The sequence below is a fragment of the Loigolactobacillus zhaoyuanensis genome, from assembly GCF_003946385.1.
GTDB lineage: Bacteria > Bacillota > Bacilli > Lactobacillales > Lactobacillaceae > Loigolactobacillus > Loigolactobacillus zhaoyuanensis.
Genome location: NZ_RHOE01000022.1, coordinates 1 through 15,998, shown reverse-complemented (window position 1 = coordinate 15,998; position 15,998 = coordinate 1). Strand labels below are relative to the sequence as shown.

Genomic DNA, 15,998 nt, shown 5'->3' with positions numbered 1-15,998 from the left:
ATTATTTAGTAATAGTTACTAAATAAACATGCTATACTTTATCTCAAGGTGGTGTAGTCATGCATATTACAGACATCAAACGCAATAATAAAAAAAATATTTTAAAAGTTCTTTATAGCAAAGGGCTTTGGTCAAAGCGCCGAATCGCTAATCGCTTAAACTTATCGCCTTCAGTCGTTACTAGACTGTGTGGTGAATTATTAGATCAAAAAATTATTATTCCTTACGAATTAATTGAATCGCCGCATGCAGGTAGGCGCGAAACTAAAATAGATATTAATCCAGACTACAAGTATGGTGTCGGTATTTCAATCAATAATAAATCGACCGCACTACTGCTAACTGATTTAAAATTAAATCCGATCGCCACACGCGTAATCGCAACTAACCAGCAACCACAGCTTTACTTTGATAAGCTGATTACCGCAATCACCGCATTGGTTGCAGATAATCAGCTAACCTTAACTGACCTGCTCGGTATTGGGATCAGTATTAAAGGTAAAACTGATGGTACGCAATCTTACTATGGCGTTTGGGAGCAGCCAGTCGACGTTAAAACGCCTTTGACCGCTGCCTTACATCTGCCAGTATTCATTGATAACGGCGTTCGCTGTAGCGCCATTGCAACCCAATTACGGCACGCTAAAAAAGACTTCGTTATGATGAAATATATTGAAGCCGGCATCGGCGCAGCGGTTGTTCGCAATAGCGAACTGCTCTATGGTCAAAACCACAGCCTGGCTGAAATTGGTCATACGATCATTGATCCCAGCCAGGACTATTGCCCAATTTGCAAACGTAAAGGCTGTTTGGAGAGTATTATCTCGATCGAGCGGCTGATCGATAACGTCCGCGCAAATTTCTCTTTGGAAAAAACGCCGGTCTTATGGGAAAATTGTCTTCAGGACGCAACAAAAATCACACTGGATACAATTATCGAAGCTGCCGACGCAGGCTCGATTTATCTGAATAATTTACTGAAAAGAAACGCTGAATTATTCGCTATTGCCGTTATCAATGCCAAAGTGATTTTTGACATCAATGATTTTGTTATCATTGGTAATTTATTTAAATCGCAAAAATTTACGGCTTATTTTAACGCGGCACTTAACCAATATCAATTATCTGAAATCAACGGCAATATCAGTATTCGCACCCAAGAAAGCAATCAACTTTCTGCAGTAGCGCTACTGATCAATCAAGGTTTACTTGAACAATTAAATTAACAACACAAAAATAGCTGCTGTTCGGCAGTTATTTTTGTGTTATTATAATAATAAATTGCTATTAAGAAACAAATAATTGAATTGAGGAAGTGCTTAACGATGAAGCATATTCATATTCTGATCAAACCTGCCTCTTCACTCTGTAATCTCCGTTGTAAATACTGCTTTTATGCTGACGTCAGCTCATTACGTGAAGTTCGTTCTTACGGTAAAATGAAAGCGGAAACATCAGAGAAGATGATTGCCAATGTTTTTTATGACCTAGATGATGGCGATGAGCTCACTCTAACCTTTCAAGGTGGTGAACCAACGCTTGCTGGGCTTAATTATTTTAAATATATCGTTGCCTGTGTCGCCCAACAGCCTAAGCGCGTTGGCGTCCACTACGCGTTACAAACTAACGGGATCGTCATTAACGAGCAGTGGTGTCGTTTTCTAAAAGAAAATAATTTTCTGATCGGCTTATCGATCGACGGCCTACCCATGTATCACGACCTTAATCGAGTCGATACTCATGGTCGCGGTACTTTCCAGCGCGTACTTAAAACTAAAACGTTATTTGATCGTTATCAAATCGACTACAATGTACTTTGCGTTTTAACTAACCCACTAGCAAAAGAAGCTAAAAAAGTTTTTGAATTTATTAAAACGCAAAATATAAAGTTCATCCAGTTTATTCCTTGTCTAGATGAATTAGAAGCAACCTCTCGAAGTGGCTATGCGCTGACCCCACAGCGTTTTGCTTTATTCTACAAAAATCTATTGCAACTCTGGCTCGATGAACTGGAAAGCGGCCATTATATTAGCATTAAATTATTTGACGACCTTTATAATCTGTTCGTCCGTAAACAAGTCACTGCCTGCGGTCTAACAGGAAATTGCACGGTCCAATATGTCATTGAAGCCGACGGTAGCGTCTACCCCTGCGACTTTTTCGTGTTAGATCAATATCGGCTTGGCTATATTCAAGACCAAACACTGAAAGAATTGTTTGAACAGGATAGCGCTAAAAATTTCATTTTCGAAAAACAAGTATTGCCAGAATATTGCAATAGCTGTCCTTTTAAACAATATTGTTGCGGCGGCTGTAAACGGATGAAAGATGCAATCTATGTTAACAAAGCCGGTAATTACTGCGGTTATCAGGAATTACTGAAACTATATGTCCCTCAGATCCAACGAATTATCGATTACGCACAAACTGCTTCGATCACACAGACCGCATAAAAAATTCGCGTCGCCATGAAAAAGCGATTCTTTCTGAAATCTGGCTACAATTACCGTTTTATTTGTGTTGCCAATACACGAATCCAGCTCTCAACTTCAGCTTGCGTTTAAGATTGGCATTCACACACTACGCTTATGGAGCATAAGCCCAAAAAAATAAGTACAAAAAACGCTCTGACGTATTATGTACGTCAGGGCGCATATTTTTACCCGTGTTACCACCATCATTCATATTACTTCACAATATCAGCTCACACTACACTGAGCGTCGTGTGCCGTCGAATTAAACTGCATCACAGCAATAGGTGACTCATCGGCCTACTTTTGCTCCAAGCTCATCTTAAGCATGCCAATCCAAATACCCTTTTCACTAAACGGTACTCACTGTCATACTTACACGTCAGCACATTATTATTTGGTTTTAATAATTACGCTAACTTTAAGCTCAAAACAATTATTCTATTGATATATCAGGCTTGAATTATAAATTAGGATCCATTTTGAAGGTTAATTTAGATAATTCAGCCCCTTGCATCGTTAAGTCTGCCAATAATTTCTTAGTGACTTTATTATAATGCGTTGCGATTTCATGGTTTTGTTGAGTGAGATACGCTGTTAATTCAGTGCCGGATAGATTCTGTGCTTGTTTATCAACTGCTGAGATCTTAGTCCGCGCCCATTGTGACAAATCTTTTTGGTAATCTAGATCCGCTTGGATAAATTCTGCATAATGAGCTTCGACTACCATTGCTAGCGCTGTATATAACCAATAAGCACTGTCTAATGACATTTCCTTTGGCAATACACGATAGGATTCGTCGGTATCTGTAGCGTTAGTAAAGAATGGTACGTGTGGACAGAAGCTAGGAACACCGAAGCCGATCCATTGAACACCAGCTGCTGCTTTAGCTTTGTTATCCCGCATTTGTAAAATATGTGAGTTAGCTGTCCGCGATAAGGAAATTGACCGATAAGTTTTCTTATCATGGTCACTACCATGACCCAATGGATCATATTTTGTTTCATTGTAGTGCGATTTCATAATATATTGAATATCTTCAACTGAAATTTTACGGCTAGCTTTACGGATAAATGGTAATTCTGGTGATTCAGGATCTTGTTCGATTTCTGGATTCAGATAACGTTGGATGAACCAAACCCGTGGCGTATTATAATGATGATCCTTTTCCGTGTCAGTTCCGAAGATATGGCGGAAATCCCAGCGACCATCGTCTGGATTTAATTGATGTTCAGTGACGAATTCTTGAATACCATCAGCCCACATATAATTTTCTGGATCGTTAAAATCAATATCTTCAATAGCAATTTGGTTAGCAGTTACGGCATAAGAATCATCAGGAATTCTCACTGCTACCCACTGATGGCCAGTAACCATTTCCATATACCATACTTCATCAGCATCGTTAAACTGAACGCCATTCCCCTCTGCTGAACCATATTTCTTAACCAACTCACCAAGATAGCGAACGCCATCACGAGCAGATTTGATAAATGGTAAAACTAATGTGGTCATCGAATCTTCTGCCAAACCATTTTTAACAAATGGATCGTAAGCTAATACACGTTCATTAGCGTAAACACTTTCAGTAGCGCTTTCGCCAACATTCAATTCGTTAAAGCCATCTTCTTCATTAGGGCCATCACTTTCGTCGCCATTAGGTGTTGACGTGTAACGATAACCATTTTCTGGCAAAGGAACTGTTAAACCGTTATAAGGTGACGTGTAAACTTCTTTACGCCCAGAAACAGCTGGCTTAACCAGGAAGCGCTTCGGATGAATCGCAATCAACCGATCCTCATTACGCGAGATGTAGGTAGCACCATCTAACGCTGCCTTTTTGCCGACCATCATTGAAGTACATGCGGAAAGTTCGATTCTGTCTGTCATTATTAAAACTCCTTTTTTAATGTATTGAGGTTATTTTATTAAAGTAAAACCTTAGATAACTTGTTAAGCAACACGTTGAATTAAATGTTCATTTAACTCAATATGCTGTAAATACAGTAACAGCCTACTATATAAGAATTCATCAGCACCTTGATACTTTTGAGCTAGCTCTTGCCCGATCTCATAAACATTGCGCTTACCATTAATTTTTCGAAAAACAAAGCTCCCATAATCGTCTAGATCAAGATACGTTTGCGCTGGAATACGGACATGTAATTTTCGGAAAAACTTTTGGACGGGATGATCTTGTGGCCGTACGATCGTGATGATCCCCTTTTTTAATTTAAATTGAACCGTAGCATCCTTTTTAAATACAAGCTGCTTTAAGTCAGCATCCGTTAGTTTTTCATCCTTGGCCATTTTGCTCACCTCTATTCCACAATTAAATTCGTCACATTGAGCCAATAACACCTGTCCTTATGCTCAGTTAAAGTACAGTGCTAATCGTCAAGATCTTTCTGTTTAATATTATACAACGGCCAGATAATTGATACTATCAACACTAGCAATAAGATCATGACACTACCATTACTGCCAGCAAAACCAGTTGGTACTTTATCACCAAGTACGCCGGTTACGTGGAGAATGATCCCAACTAAACCGATAATTGAGCCACCTGCAATCAAGCCAGATGATAGACTGACACCACTTTGAACTCGTCTGTCTTTTAATTCAGGCTGGTTAGTTGTTTTCTCGATCAATAATTTAAGCAAGGCGCCAATTAAAATAATCGAAGTGGTTGAAATTGGTAGATAGAAGCCAATCGCAACGGTCATGATTGGCAAACCTAACATCCAACAAACTAATGCCATAACAACACCCACGATGATCATGATCCAGGGAAGGTTGCCTGACATAATACCTGAAGTTAATGTGGCAATCAAATTAGCTTGTGGTAAACCGAATGGTGGGTTTGAACCGGTTATCTTCAATTGTGGTGCTAAGATAACAGTTGTTCCGACAACAACAACAACACCAACCATTGCTGCAATCATGAAGTATTTCATCATTTCCTTATTGGAACCGCCAATAACGTAATTAACTTTCTGCGTTTGCATATAGGCGCCACCAACTGAAATACTAGTAACAATGAAAACACCGAATAAGAGTAAAACTTCACTATGACCTTGGTTAGTCCAGCCCATTAAAACAAAGACTAGCGTCATAATAACCAAGGAAGCAATCGTCATCCCTGAAACAGGCGCATTAGAACAGCCAATCGTTCCGGCTAACCGTGCAGATACAATGACGAATAATAATGAGAGGAATAAAGATAAGATACCACCAACAATAGCGATTAAGATATTACCGGAAATTATAAAGCCAGCAACAAAGATAACCACACAAGCAATCAATAACGAAATAATACCTAGCGTGTTTTTATCATCGCTAACACTGTTACGCGCATCAAGTGTTTTCTTGATCGATGTGATAATTACTGGAATCAACTTGATTGCACCCAGAATCCCACCGCATAACATCATACCTGCACCAATATACTTAACATAGGCACCGGTAACATCATCAATTCCCATTTTAGAAACTGCTAATGCGGTATTATTCCATACATGCGCATGGCCACCCGCCATTTGTGCAAAGTAACTGATCAATGGTGCAATACCAAAGTTAGATAGAACTGATCCTGCAAACATGGTTAATGAAACCTCTAAACCAACTACAAAACCGATCCCAGCTAGCATTGGATTAACTTCAGTTGACATTTTCCAACGATAAGTTGAGTTGCCAAGAAAAGTCATCGTACTATTGACCCAGCCAAAAACCTGCGTCGTCAATAATGTGATCAGACCACCAGCACCGAAGCCAATACCCATAAACTTCAGTGAATCGCCACCGCCTTCCGAAGCCACTAAAGCTTCGGAAATTGCCATTGATTCTGGATAAACAAGGCGACCATGTTCTTCAACAAGCAAGTAATTCTGTACCAGAGAAGCACTACCGATCGCAAACAAAACGGCTAGCGCACCCACCATGATACCTGATAGAAAATTCACATGCCCCCCAATTAAAATAATGGCTGGTAACACATAGATCATCCCACTGGCAATTGATTCACCACCACTGGACATTCCTTGTAAAATATTCTTACCAAGAATTCCTTTTTGTTTAGCAAAAATACTAATCAATCCGGAACCAATAATTGAACCTGGTATACCAGCAGCAACGGTCAGCCCTGCTTTCATACCTGAATAAGCGGTTGAAGCTGCAAAAATAATGGCTAGAACAATACCCATGATCATGACAACGGGATTTCCTCCATTTTTCTTTTCAGTCACGTACGGGACGTACTTGTTTCCAGCACCGCCCCCATAAGCCGACTTGGATAATCTCTTTTCCATCTTAGTTCCTTCCTTCACATGAATTTATATGATAAGTGCCTAACAAAATACCATTATTTAAATATATTTTTTATTATAATTAAAGCCTGCTAATAAAAGTAGTTTTATGCTAGGGCTTTAGCCAACAAAATGCCCGGTTGGATCCTGACAGAAGAAGTGATCAATATTTTTAGCTACCTTAGCCAGATCGACATTGCCACCAGAAACTAACGCCACTACCTTTTTGTCTTCTAGCCACTTTTTATCGATCTTATGTGCTTCTAATGCAGCAGTAGGTAGCGCACCTGCACCTTCAGCAATTATTTTAGTACGTTGCATCAGGTCTTTCATAGCTGTTGCGATTTCTTCTTCACTGACCAACACAAACTCATCAACTAGGTGCTGTGCAATTGGAAAAGTTAGACTTCCTGGTGTCGCAACTGCCGTCCCATCAGCCAGTGTACTGCCCGTACTTTGTGTGGTGACTTGGCCTGCTGCAACTGAAGCCGCCATACCATGAACATTTTCAGACTGGACACCCACAATATGAATTGATGGATTAAAGCTCTTCAATGCGATTGCAACACCGGCAATTAAGCCACCACCGCCAACAGGGACGATCACGGTATCAACATTCCAGAGTTCGTCTAAAATTTCCAACCCAATTGTTCCTTGTCCAGCGATCACCGCTGGATCATTGTATGGATCAACAATGGTGAGCCCGTCCTGAACAGCTTTAAGTTCCATGAATTTTCTAGCTTCATCAAAATTATCACCGTGTAAAATCACTTCAGCACCATAACCTTTTGTAGCTGCTTGTTTTGATAGCGGTGCTGCTTTCGGCATAACAACTGCAGCCTTGATACCTAATAGCTTAGCAGTTAAGGCAACCCCTTGTGCATGATTACCTGCAGAAGCAGTAATAATTCCCCGTTTCTTTTCAGCTGAACTGAGTTGGTTAATTTTATTAAATGATCCGCGAAATTTAAAAGAGCCAGTTAGCTGCATGTTTTCAAGTTTTAAATAAACTTCACCGTTTGTCACTTTGCGGCTTAAAAACATGGATTGAATCAGCGGCGTTGTTCGGCCAACCTGATGAATCAAATGACTAGCTTCTTCAATATCACGAACAGACACTGGACTTTCGAAAGTTTCAGTTACTTTATCTTTAACTAAAAGTGCGCGATCCCCTGTCACCATCATTACCTCCACTCTTCTACTTCACAAATATAGTCAACTGCTTAGGTTCCCGATCAACTGTTGATATATTAACAGCAATAAATTGGTCTCAGTATCAACTTACCCGCCTTTCCTCTTTAATGATTTTCATTGATCTGTAGCATACTTGATATCGCAATAATGATAACGCTTACTAAATGCCGCCACAACCATTTTATGCTTATTCACACCGGATTCTTATTATTAATTATTAGCCTGTTATTTTTTTATCATTTTGTTCAAAGAATCAATTATTTAATTAAAATCAAGATAACCAGCAGACCGCTGTTTACAAAATAATTAAGTTGCTAGCTTAAATTATTTAATCGCTTAAACGGCCGCTATTATCATTTTAATACCATTACTAACGTGACCAGACCGCTATGGCTTCTGTGTTTTACCGTCAACAAATCATTCTGTCCTCAGAATTAATAATATATTATCATCACGATATAGTTTTATTTTCATGTACTAATCCGATCTTTATGTTATCTTTCAGTCAGTACAATATATTGGTTGCTAAATAGTGATCATGCACCTAAGTCAATCATGCTGATTGCATGGAAATTCAGGTGAACTACTTTGATAAATTATAAAAGTGTTTTTGATATTATTGGACCAATCATGATCGGCCCCTCTAGCTCGCATACTGCTGGTGCCGTTGCTCTAGGCCATGCAGCTAGACAAGTTTTTCATGGGCAAGTTACGTCTGTCGTTATTCACTATTACGAATCCTTTGCGGAAACCCACAAAGGTCATGGCACTGACTATGCGATTATTGCTGGAATACTCGGGCTTTCACCAAGCAATCCCGATGTACCGATCGCATTAGAATTAGCCAAGAAACAAGCTATCACCATTAAGTTCATTGAAGAAAAAGTACCAAGTCCAATCGGCCATCCAAATACGGCAATCATTCACTTAATGAACTTATCTCACCAAATAACGCTTGCTGGTTGCTCAATTGGAGGTGGCACGATTCAAATTCGCGAAATCCAAATGGATGGCTTCACTATTAAGCCGACTGGGCCGCTACCGCTACTATTGGTACAACAGGTTAGTGATCAAGTTAAATTGACCGTGCGCTTAGAAAAGCTATCGCACATCAATCAACAAAAATCCTACCATTCCGTTAAGGGTGATTTATTTGAGTATGAGTTAGATACACCGTTGAGAGCTACTGATTTAACGGCATTGACAGCAGATTATCAGCAATTAGTTTATCTTTAAACGTATAAGCTTGTTATAAAATAATTGAAATTGATCAATGATATATCAGATAAGTAATAGCATTCAAACACTTGATTTTGATCATTTCAAGCAATAAAAGATTATCATTATAATATTTATTTGTTATTATATAGTCAATCTAATAACAGAAGGTGCTTAGTATGGTTGATCAACAAGTAATCCACGAATACATTCAGCAGTTCATTCCGCTGGTTGATTTTTTAGCAGATATTCTAGGTGAAAATAGTGAAGTTTTATTGAACGATTTGACTAATTTAGATCACTCCGTTATCGCTATTCGTAATAGTCATATTTCACAGCGTAAAATCGGTGATCCAGTCACTGATTTGGTCTTGCGCACAGTTCAAGCGGGGAAAATTGAGCAACGTGACTATTTAGCGAATTATGCCGGCGTCATCCATAATCAGCATGAATTATGTTCCTCTACCTACTTTATTCGCTATGCTGGTGAAATTATCGCCATGATTTGTATCAACACAGATAACGGTCAGCTTGATGACTTGCAAAAGGCAATTACTAAAGTCATCAATAGTTATAATCAATTAAAGCCAAATACGCCGCAAAAAGTGACGACGTCTGCGCCAACTGAGCCTGAGCATCTTACTAGCTCGATCCATGATTTAGCCACAACGGAAACCTTACAAGTCTGCAGCGAACGTCATGTTTCAGTCGATTATTTAAAGCGCGACGATAAAATAGAAATCGTGCGCCGCCTGCAAAAACAGGGTTACTTCTTGCTAAAGGATTCGGTTAGTTTAGTCGCTACTACGATCAAGACTTCTGAGCCTAGTGTTTACCGCTACCTACAACTGGTTAAAGCGCAAGATGCTTAAAGAAAACCAGGTTACTTGGCATCATCTTTTTACAAAAAATAAGGAGACAAAACCGTTAAAAACGACTTTTTCTCCTTATTTTTGTTTATCGTTTAAACTTTTTCTATAGCATATGCACAACTATATTGCGTAAATAATCTAATTGCTCCTGTTCGATATTTACACCGGCATATTCTGCCTGACGGGCGATCATATCATAGCCCAGAATTTGAGTTAATATAATGCTGGAAGGCTTTTTTAGTTTAATTGATAATAAATAACGGCTTTTCTTTTGAACCGATGTGATCGGAAAAACTAACGCCATTTTTGCCTGATTATAACGATTATTGGAGACCACTACAACCGGTCGTCGGATATTATCATTATTAAGCGCATGTCCGCCCTCTTCGTGCCCAGCATGCGGTTCTGCTGTCACCCAATAGATTCCACCTTGTTTAATAATCTGTGTTTTCGCGGCCATAATTACCTCCGTCATCCTGTAAACCAATTTCTTGATTAAACTCAGCAATAATAGCAGGATCGTCATTCCAAATTTCAGGGTACGATTGAACCGGCGTAAATTGAATAGTACCATCTGGTAACTTTTTTGCTTCATATTCAATATTCGTTTCAATGTTGAATTCGGCCGGCACTGTTAAAACAATCGAGGTTCCTTGTTTACGAGATTTTATATATTGCATCGTAGCACCTCCCATTAATAATCAACTAATTTGATCACAAAAAAAGCCATTCATCGTAATTTTACGATGAATGGCTTTGCCTGGTTAAATCGCTAAACGAGCACGAACTTTTTCCATTTCTAGTTGACGCGTTTTACGTGGTAAGAAACGGCGAATTTCTTCTTCATTGTATCCAATTTGTAGTCGTTTATCATCAAACATGATCGGCCGTTTGAGTAAATCTGGATGTTGCGCAATTAATTCGATCAATTTACTAGTTGAGATGGTATCCAAATCAATATGCAATTTGCCAAAGATCTTCGCTCGTGTTGAAACGATATCCTCAGTACCATTCTCAGTCAGACGCAACAGGCGTTTAACTTCATCCTGACTTAGTGGTTGTGCCATGATATTACGTTCCATAAATGGAATCTCATGGTCACGGAACCAAGCACGGGCCTTACGGCTGGATGCATTGCTTGATGACGTGTAAAGTTGTACTGTCATTTAAAGCGCCCCTTTGTCAAAAAATTTTGTCCAATATACAAACAATTCATAGCTTATTATTTGTAAGTAAATTATAACAACTATTTTTATAAAATACAATAGGTTGCGCAAAACTTTTTTAATTTTTCAGTCTACCATACGCCAAGGTGTGGTGCTAGCAAATTGACTGAAATCATAAAAAACGGCGCTTATATCGCGCACCAAAATTGCGATTTAGCTGTGTTTTAACCATATTAATGCTATGATGAAGCCAAAGTAATTCATTAAGGAGGCGCGCATCATATGCCCAATAAACCGTCAACTTGGTTTACTCGACTTTTTCTCAATAATAAAGCCACCATTTACTTACTGAATATCAGTCTAGGGTTAGTTGTGATCTGGATGGCAACCAAATTAACTTGGTTGCTTGATCCCTTGGGCCAATTTTTATCGACCGTTGCCCCGCCACTCATTCTAGCCGGTATTTTATACTATCTAATGGTACCTCTGGTGAATTTATTGGAGCGGCGCTGGCATATTAATCGTGGATTAACGATTGCCGGACTGTTTGTAGTGCTGGTTTTGCTGATCAGCCTGGGCATGCGCCAATTTATTCCGGCGGTCCAACAACAAATTAGTGGTTTTGTTAAAGCCGCACCGCAATATTGGCGGGAATTGACTAAAATTAGCCGCAACGTGGCTGATCAACAACATTGGCCTGATTTTATTGATATGAACCAAGTCGGTCAAGATTTAACTAAATTTTTTGGTGGCAAAAACGGCAACTTAGTCGATGGCACTTTTTCACAATTAAGTTCGATCATCAATGTGGTCGGCAATGTTGTGATCACGATCGCCACTGCTCCTTTCCTGCTCTTTTTCATGCTAAAAGATGGTCAATACTTCCCGCAGGCGCTGGCTAAATTATTGCCTGAACGTTATCAAGCCACGTTATTAGACCTGCTGAACGAGATCAACACTAAAGTCGGCCAATACATTCAAGGCCAGTTAACCGTTGCCTTCTTTGTTTCAATTATTTTTATGATCGGTTATAGTGTGATCGGGTTGAAATTTGCGTTAGTGCTTGGCTTATTGGCTGGACCGCTTAATTTGATTCCTTATTTAGGCTCAGCGCTGGCGATGATTCCTGCATTGGTCCTTGGTGCATTGACCTCGATCCAAATGTTTATTGCTGTGATCGTTGTCTTCCTTATTGAATGGCTGTTAGAAACACAAGTGATTTCGCCATTGGTCATGGGCAGCAATATGGCGATGCATCCCGTCACGATCGCAATTGTTTTATTGACCGCTGGCAAATTATTCGGCTTAGTCGGAGTTATTCTCGGTATTCCTGGTTATGCTGTGCTTAAAATTATTATCAGCCGTTTGTTCAATTGGTATCGTTCCCGTTCAGGTTGGTACCATCCTGAACGTAATGACGAGCCGTAGAATGGGAAGTCAATGAGAATTTAGCTATATTTCACTAAATCTACTCAGAATCTGTACACGTTTTTATATCCTGCTGTATAATTTGGTAATGTGATTATGCGCTAGCTGACAAACCGTTTTCCCACACGCTGATCACTTAAGCTGGCGTATTTTGCCGCTTTGATTAAGATTCTATCACAAACACTGGGGGCATTATTTATGGGACTGCGCGAACGCAAAAAAGCGCTCAAGCGTCAGGAGATCGTTACCGTCGCTATTCACCTATTCGATGAAAAGGGTTTTGACAACGTAACTGTTGCCGAAATTGCTAAACAAGCCGGTATCGCACCAAAAACGCTATTCACTTATTTTAAAAGTAAAGATGATATTATGTTTCATAATGAAACTGCGCTACTCACTAGTATTCGTCATTTAGTTCAGCAACAGACTTCCGTTGCTAATCTATGGCCAGCCTTTCATCAATTCGCTGAAGACTTGCCAACTAACGAAGCAACACAGGCTGCATTACAGGCAACACGCCGCTTAATGGCCAATGTTAACCGTACGCCTGAGTTAAACGGCCGGCGCTTAGAAATGTGGGCGACCTATGAAGCTGGTGTCCAAGCAGCACTTATTGAACAGCGCCTGACTGATTCATTGACGGCACAGGTATTAGCTCACCAAATGATCTTAGTGTTAGAAATTGTTTTCAACGCTGAATTATCTGATGAGTTATGGCAAGCACGGGTAACGCGAATTTTCAACGCTACCAGCCAAGTAGCTAGCTTGACCAATGAAGTTGATATGACGATCTAGTTCAGCTTGACTGAAACCAGCCACTAGTAAATTGGTGGCTGGTTTTTTGTATTTGTATAGCGATCACCAACGCTGTTTTAATTTATCCCTCATTATGCGACGTAGCTTTGACCAACAACGTGACTTCGCTTATACTTCAGTTATGCGAAAAAGAGACGATAAAAAATACGAACAGATCATTGATAGTGTAACTGAGTTGATTTTGCAAGTCGGCTTAAGTGATATCACAATTGCTAAAATTGCCGCAACTGCGCAGTTATATCCCTCAACGATCTACATTTATTTCGATAACAAGGAAGATTTACTCCGTCAGGTTTTTCAACGGCAACGGCAAAATTTACAACACTATTTAAGCGCCAAGCTCGCTTTAGCAGCAACGCCGACTCAGCAAGTTCAAATTTATATGCGTGCCCTTTACCAGTTTGCTCAAGATCAACCACGATCACTTGCGACGCTGCAACAATTTCTCAATTCCCCGTTGCTAACTCAGCTGGCAATTCCCGCAGTAGAACAAAATTTGATTTTCCCTGAATTCCAGACTGTGATCGAGCAAGGTCAAGCTGCTGGCGATTTTCGTGTGCTGCCATCTGGCTTAGCAATCTTGCTGATCAATAGTGACGTTTTACAGTACGCACAGGCAATCCAACAGCAATTAGTCGACCCTGTGATGCAACCGTTAGAGCAATTATTAAACCTGACCGCAACGTGGTTGACCGATCCTAAATAGTTAATAAAGCTCACGCCAAAAAGGGGCATTATAGCTGTTAGCGTGTTACAATTTTAGGTACACTTGGTCAATAAACAACCTATTCAGTGAAGTAGAGCCATGTTTCTTGCGGCACGAACTTTGCCACAAGAATGTCATCGCCCGGAACATCAAAGTTTATTAGCGCTATTGGCTAATAAACAACCTATTTAGCGAAGTAGAGCCATGTTTCTTGCGGCACGAACTTTGCCACAAGAATGTCATCGCCCGGAACATCAAAGTTTATTAGCGCTATTGGCTAATAAACAACCTATTTAGTGAAGTAGAGCCATGTTTCTTGCGGCATGAACTTTGCCACAAGAATGTCATCGCCCGGAACATCAAAGTTTATTAGCGCTATTGGCTAATAAACAACCTATTTAGTGAAGTAGAGCCATGTTTCTTGCGGCATGAACTTTGCCACAAGAATGTCATCGCCCGGAACATAGAGGTTTATTGACGGACTGAGTCAATAAACAACCTATTTAGTGAAGTAGAGGAGCCTTTTTAAATGAGTAAACAAGATAAACCAAATAGTCGTGTCGCGCGCCATGCGGCTAAACAGCCGCAACGCGCCACCGCAGCCAAGCCAGCTAGAAATACAGGAGCACCGCGGCAATCTTTCATCACCCGCCATCGTTGGTCACTAATTATTATCGTGGTTCTGATTGTGGCCTTTGGTGTCTACGCCGAATTTTCTAGCATTGCTAACGACAACCAAGCCGCACAACCGACCACTACGACAGTAGCCAGCGAATCGAGTAGTGCTGAAACAAACGCTAGCAGTAAAACGAGCACGGCGACTAGTAGTAGTCACCATCAAAAAAGTAGTAGTACTAGTGACGAGGACAGCAACAGCGACACCGCTGACGACAGTACTAGCAGTAGCGCTGATAGTAGCTCGGTAGCTAGCGGTGATGGTCAAAACTTTTCTTCAACCAGTGAAGCAGTCGCTTGGGGTCAAGCCAATGCTTCAAGTTGGATGGCAGAAGGCTATAGCAATTTTGAAGTCGTCCCCAGCGGCAATGGCTATACGATCCAGTACGTTAAATAAGCAATCACTGCTTATTTTTTTATTTGAAAATAAATTGTACACAATTATAATTCGTGTTATGATAGGGCTACCAAATATAATAATGAGGTGAGTTTATAATGAACGTTACAATGCATGGTGATCCTTTAACAACTGTCGGTGAAGCACCTGAAGTTGGCAGCCTATTGCCTGAATTTACGGTCCTTAATAAGGCTGGCGAGACGTTAACGACGACTGATTTTTCCGGTCAAACCACTTTGATCAGCGTAATTCCTAACATTAATACTAGCGTTTGCAGCGTGCAAACTAAACATTTTAATGCCGATGCTGACAAGATACAGAATATTCGCTTCGTAACTATCTCCACCAACACAATAGCTGAACAGTCTGATTGGTGTGCCGCTGAAGGCGTTAAAAAAATGGAAATGCTTTCTGACGCTAAAGCATCATTTGGCCGCGCAATGGGCGTATTTGCTCCTGAAGCAGGCATTAACACACGTTCGATCTTTATTATTGATGCCAGCGGAAAAATTGTTTACCGCGAATTACTTCACGAACAAACTAACGAACCTGATTACAGTGCTGCATTGAATTTCTTAGACACTTTATAGAAAAATAAAAAGCCCAAATTGTCAAATCAAGTGCAACAGTATCGACCTATTCTTATAAATTGGTATAGTTAATCATCTAAATCAATGAATAGTTCACTGGCGCAGTTGTAGTTCAAGCTCCGACGTGGCCGGTGGTTAAGCGCGTCTTGGATTCCTTGGA

General features: G+C 40.1%; 16 protein-coding genes. 9 read left to right on the top strand and 7 right to left on the bottom strand.

The window, feature by feature from the left end; genetic code table 11:
• Window positions 1-59 precede the first annotated feature (59 nt).
• On the top strand, window positions 60-1,226 hold the full coding sequence (locus EKM76_RS06250; RefSeq protein WP_125549830.1) for an ROK family protein: 1,167 nt from the start codon (window positions 60-62) through the stop codon (window positions 1,224-1,226).
• Window positions 1,227-1,325: 99 nt separating this feature from the next.
• On the top strand, window positions 1,326-2,453 hold the full coding sequence (locus EKM76_RS06245) for a radical SAM/SPASM domain-containing protein (RefSeq protein WP_125549829.1): 1,128 nt from the start codon (window positions 1,326-1,328) through the stop codon (window positions 2,451-2,453).
• A 481-nt stretch (window positions 2,454-2,934) separates the two neighbouring features.
• Here the strand turns inward: EKM76_RS06245 and EKM76_RS06240 are convergent, their stop codons facing one another.
• The 4 genes from EKM76_RS06240 to tdcB form a co-directional block, all read right to left on the bottom strand.
• Window positions 2,935-4,362: a C69 family dipeptidase gene (locus EKM76_RS06240; protein ID WP_125549828.1), complete on the bottom strand. Its 1,428-nt coding sequence runs from the start codon at window positions 4,360-4,362 to the stop codon at window positions 2,935-2,937.
• Between the two features lie 63 nt (window positions 4,363-4,425).
• The gene (locus EKM76_RS06235; RefSeq protein WP_125549827.1) at window positions 4,426-4,782 is read right to left on the bottom strand and encodes a PqqD family protein; all 357 of its coding nucleotides are present in this window, start codon (window positions 4,780-4,782) and stop codon (window positions 4,426-4,428) included.
• 80 nt (window positions 4,783-4,862) lie between these two features.
• Window positions 4,863-6,779, bottom strand: coding sequence for an OPT/YSL family transporter (locus tag EKM76_RS06230; RefSeq protein WP_125549826.1), 1,917 nt, complete (start codon window positions 6,777-6,779; stop codon window positions 4,863-4,865).
• 117 nt (window positions 6,780-6,896) lie between these two features.
• Window positions 6,897-7,955, bottom strand: coding sequence for a bifunctional threonine ammonia-lyase/L-serine ammonia-lyase TdcB (gene tdcB / locus EKM76_RS06225; RefSeq protein ID WP_263853679.1), 1,059 nt, complete (start codon window positions 7,953-7,955; stop codon window positions 6,897-6,899).
• A gap of 603 nt (window positions 7,956-8,558) precedes the next feature.
• On the opposite strand from tdcB, the gene EKM76_RS06220 reads away from it, so the two are divergent.
• Together EKM76_RS06220 and EKM76_RS06215 are read left to right on the top strand one after the other, a co-directional pair.
• Window positions 8,559-9,206 (top strand): serine dehydratase beta chain, encoded by a 648-nt coding sequence (locus EKM76_RS06220; RefSeq protein WP_225417887.1) that lies wholly within the window; start codon window positions 8,559-8,561, stop codon window positions 9,204-9,206.
• A gap of 161 nt (window positions 9,207-9,367) precedes the next feature.
• Window positions 9,368-10,060 carry a helix-turn-helix transcriptional regulator gene (locus tag EKM76_RS06215; protein WP_125549824.1) on the top strand — a complete coding sequence of 231 codons (693 nt, stop codon included), beginning with the start codon at window positions 9,368-9,370 and terminating at the stop codon, window positions 10,058-10,060.
• A 103-nt stretch (window positions 10,061-10,163) separates the two neighbouring features.
• Here EKM76_RS06215 and EKM76_RS06210 read toward each other — a convergent pair whose 3' ends face one another.
• The 3 genes from EKM76_RS06210 to spx all read right to left on the bottom strand — a co-directional run bounded on the left by EKM76_RS06210 (window position 10,164) and on the right by spx (window position 11,226).
• Entirely contained in the window at window positions 10,164-10,520 is a 357-nt protein-coding gene (locus tag EKM76_RS06210) for a type II toxin-antitoxin system PemK/MazF family toxin (RefSeq protein ID WP_225417886.1), read from the bottom strand.
• The gene (locus tag EKM76_RS06205; RefSeq protein WP_125549822.1) at window positions 10,495-10,740 is read right to left on the bottom strand and encodes a hypothetical protein; all 246 of its coding nucleotides are present in this window, start codon (window positions 10,738-10,740) and stop codon (window positions 10,495-10,497) included. Before EKM76_RS06205 ends, EKM76_RS06210 begins: the two co-directional genes overlap by 26 nt.
• Window positions 10,741-10,824: 84 nt before the next feature.
• Window positions 10,825-11,226, bottom strand: a complete 402-nt coding sequence (spx, locus tag EKM76_RS06200; protein ID WP_125549821.1) for a transcriptional regulator Spx — start codon at window positions 11,224-11,226, stop codon at window positions 10,825-10,827.
• 282 nt (window positions 11,227-11,508) lie between these two features.
• Between spx and EKM76_RS06195 the strand changes: the two genes are divergently transcribed.
• The 5 genes from EKM76_RS06195 to tpx all read left to right on the top strand — a co-directional run bounded on the left by EKM76_RS06195 (window position 11,509) and on the right by tpx (window position 15,838).
• Window positions 11,509-12,654 (top strand): AI-2E family transporter, encoded by a 1,146-nt coding sequence (locus EKM76_RS06195; protein ID WP_125549820.1) that lies wholly within the window; start codon window positions 11,509-11,511, stop codon window positions 12,652-12,654.
• A gap of 198 nt (window positions 12,655-12,852) precedes the next feature.
• Entirely contained in the window at window positions 12,853-13,449 is a 597-nt protein-coding gene (locus tag EKM76_RS06190) for a TetR/AcrR family transcriptional regulator (RefSeq protein ID WP_125549819.1), read from the top strand.
• A gap of 94 nt (window positions 13,450-13,543) precedes the next feature.
• Window positions 13,544-14,176 carry a TetR/AcrR family transcriptional regulator gene (locus EKM76_RS06185; protein ID WP_225417885.1) on the top strand — a complete coding sequence of 211 codons (633 nt, stop codon included), beginning with the start codon at window positions 13,544-13,546 and terminating at the stop codon, window positions 14,174-14,176.
• 529 nt (window positions 14,177-14,705) lie between these two features.
• Window positions 14,706-15,248, top strand: a complete 543-nt coding sequence (locus tag EKM76_RS06180) for a hypothetical protein (RefSeq protein ID WP_125549818.1) — start codon at window positions 14,706-14,708, stop codon at window positions 15,246-15,248.
• A gap of 98 nt (window positions 15,249-15,346) precedes the next feature.
• The gene (gene tpx / locus EKM76_RS06175; RefSeq protein ID WP_125549817.1) at window positions 15,347-15,838 is read left to right on the top strand and encodes a thiol peroxidase; all 492 of its coding nucleotides are present in this window, start codon (window positions 15,347-15,349) and stop codon (window positions 15,836-15,838) included.
• Window positions 15,839-15,998: the final 160 nt, after the last annotated feature.

What these genes read in the sequence shown, in the direction of transcription:
- EKM76_RS06230 (WP_125549826.1), bottom strand. Translation starts at nt 6,779, where the DNA reads ATGGAAAAGAGATTATCCAAGTCGGCTTATGGGGGCGGTGCTGGAAAC.
- EKM76_RS06185 (WP_225417885.1), top strand. Translation starts at nt 13,544, where the DNA reads ATGCGACGTAGCTTTGACCAACAACGTGACTTCGCTTATACTTCAGTT.
- EKM76_RS06195 (WP_125549820.1), top strand. Translation starts at nt 11,509, where the DNA reads ATGCCCAATAAACCGTCAACTTGGTTTACTCGACTTTTTCTCAATAAT.
- EKM76_RS06240 (WP_125549828.1), bottom strand. Translation starts at nt 4,362, where the DNA reads ATGACAGACAGAATCGAACTTTCCGCATGTACTTCAATGATGGTCGGC.
- EKM76_RS06235 (WP_125549827.1), bottom strand. Translation starts at nt 4,782, where the DNA reads ATGGCCAAGGATGAAAAACTAACGGATGCTGACTTAAAGCAGCTTGTA.
- EKM76_RS06245 (WP_125549829.1), top strand. Translation starts at nt 1,326, where the DNA reads ATGAAGCATATTCATATTCTGATCAAACCTGCCTCTTCACTCTGTAAT.
- EKM76_RS06210 (WP_225417886.1), bottom strand. Translation starts at nt 10,520, where the DNA reads ATGGCCGCGAAAACACAGATTATTAAACAAGGTGGAATCTATTGGGTG.
- EKM76_RS06205 (WP_125549822.1), bottom strand. Translation starts at nt 10,740, where the DNA reads ATGCAATATATAAAATCTCGTAAACAAGGAACCTCGATTGTTTTAACA.
- tpx (WP_125549817.1), top strand. Translation starts at nt 15,347, where the DNA reads ATGAACGTTACAATGCATGGTGATCCTTTAACAACTGTCGGTGAAGCA.
- EKM76_RS06215 (WP_125549824.1), top strand. Translation starts at nt 9,368, where the DNA reads ATGGTTGATCAACAAGTAATCCACGAATACATTCAGCAGTTCATTCCG.
- spx (WP_125549821.1), bottom strand. Translation starts at nt 11,226, where the DNA reads ATGACAGTACAACTTTACACGTCATCAAGCAATGCATCCAGCCGTAAG.
- EKM76_RS06180 (WP_125549818.1), top strand. Translation starts at nt 14,706, where the DNA reads ATGAGTAAACAAGATAAACCAAATAGTCGTGTCGCGCGCCATGCGGCT.
- EKM76_RS06190 (WP_125549819.1), top strand. Translation starts at nt 12,853, where the DNA reads ATGGGACTGCGCGAACGCAAAAAAGCGCTCAAGCGTCAGGAGATCGTT.
- EKM76_RS06250 (WP_125549830.1), top strand. Translation starts at nt 60, where the DNA reads ATGCATATTACAGACATCAAACGCAATAATAAAAAAAATATTTTAAAA.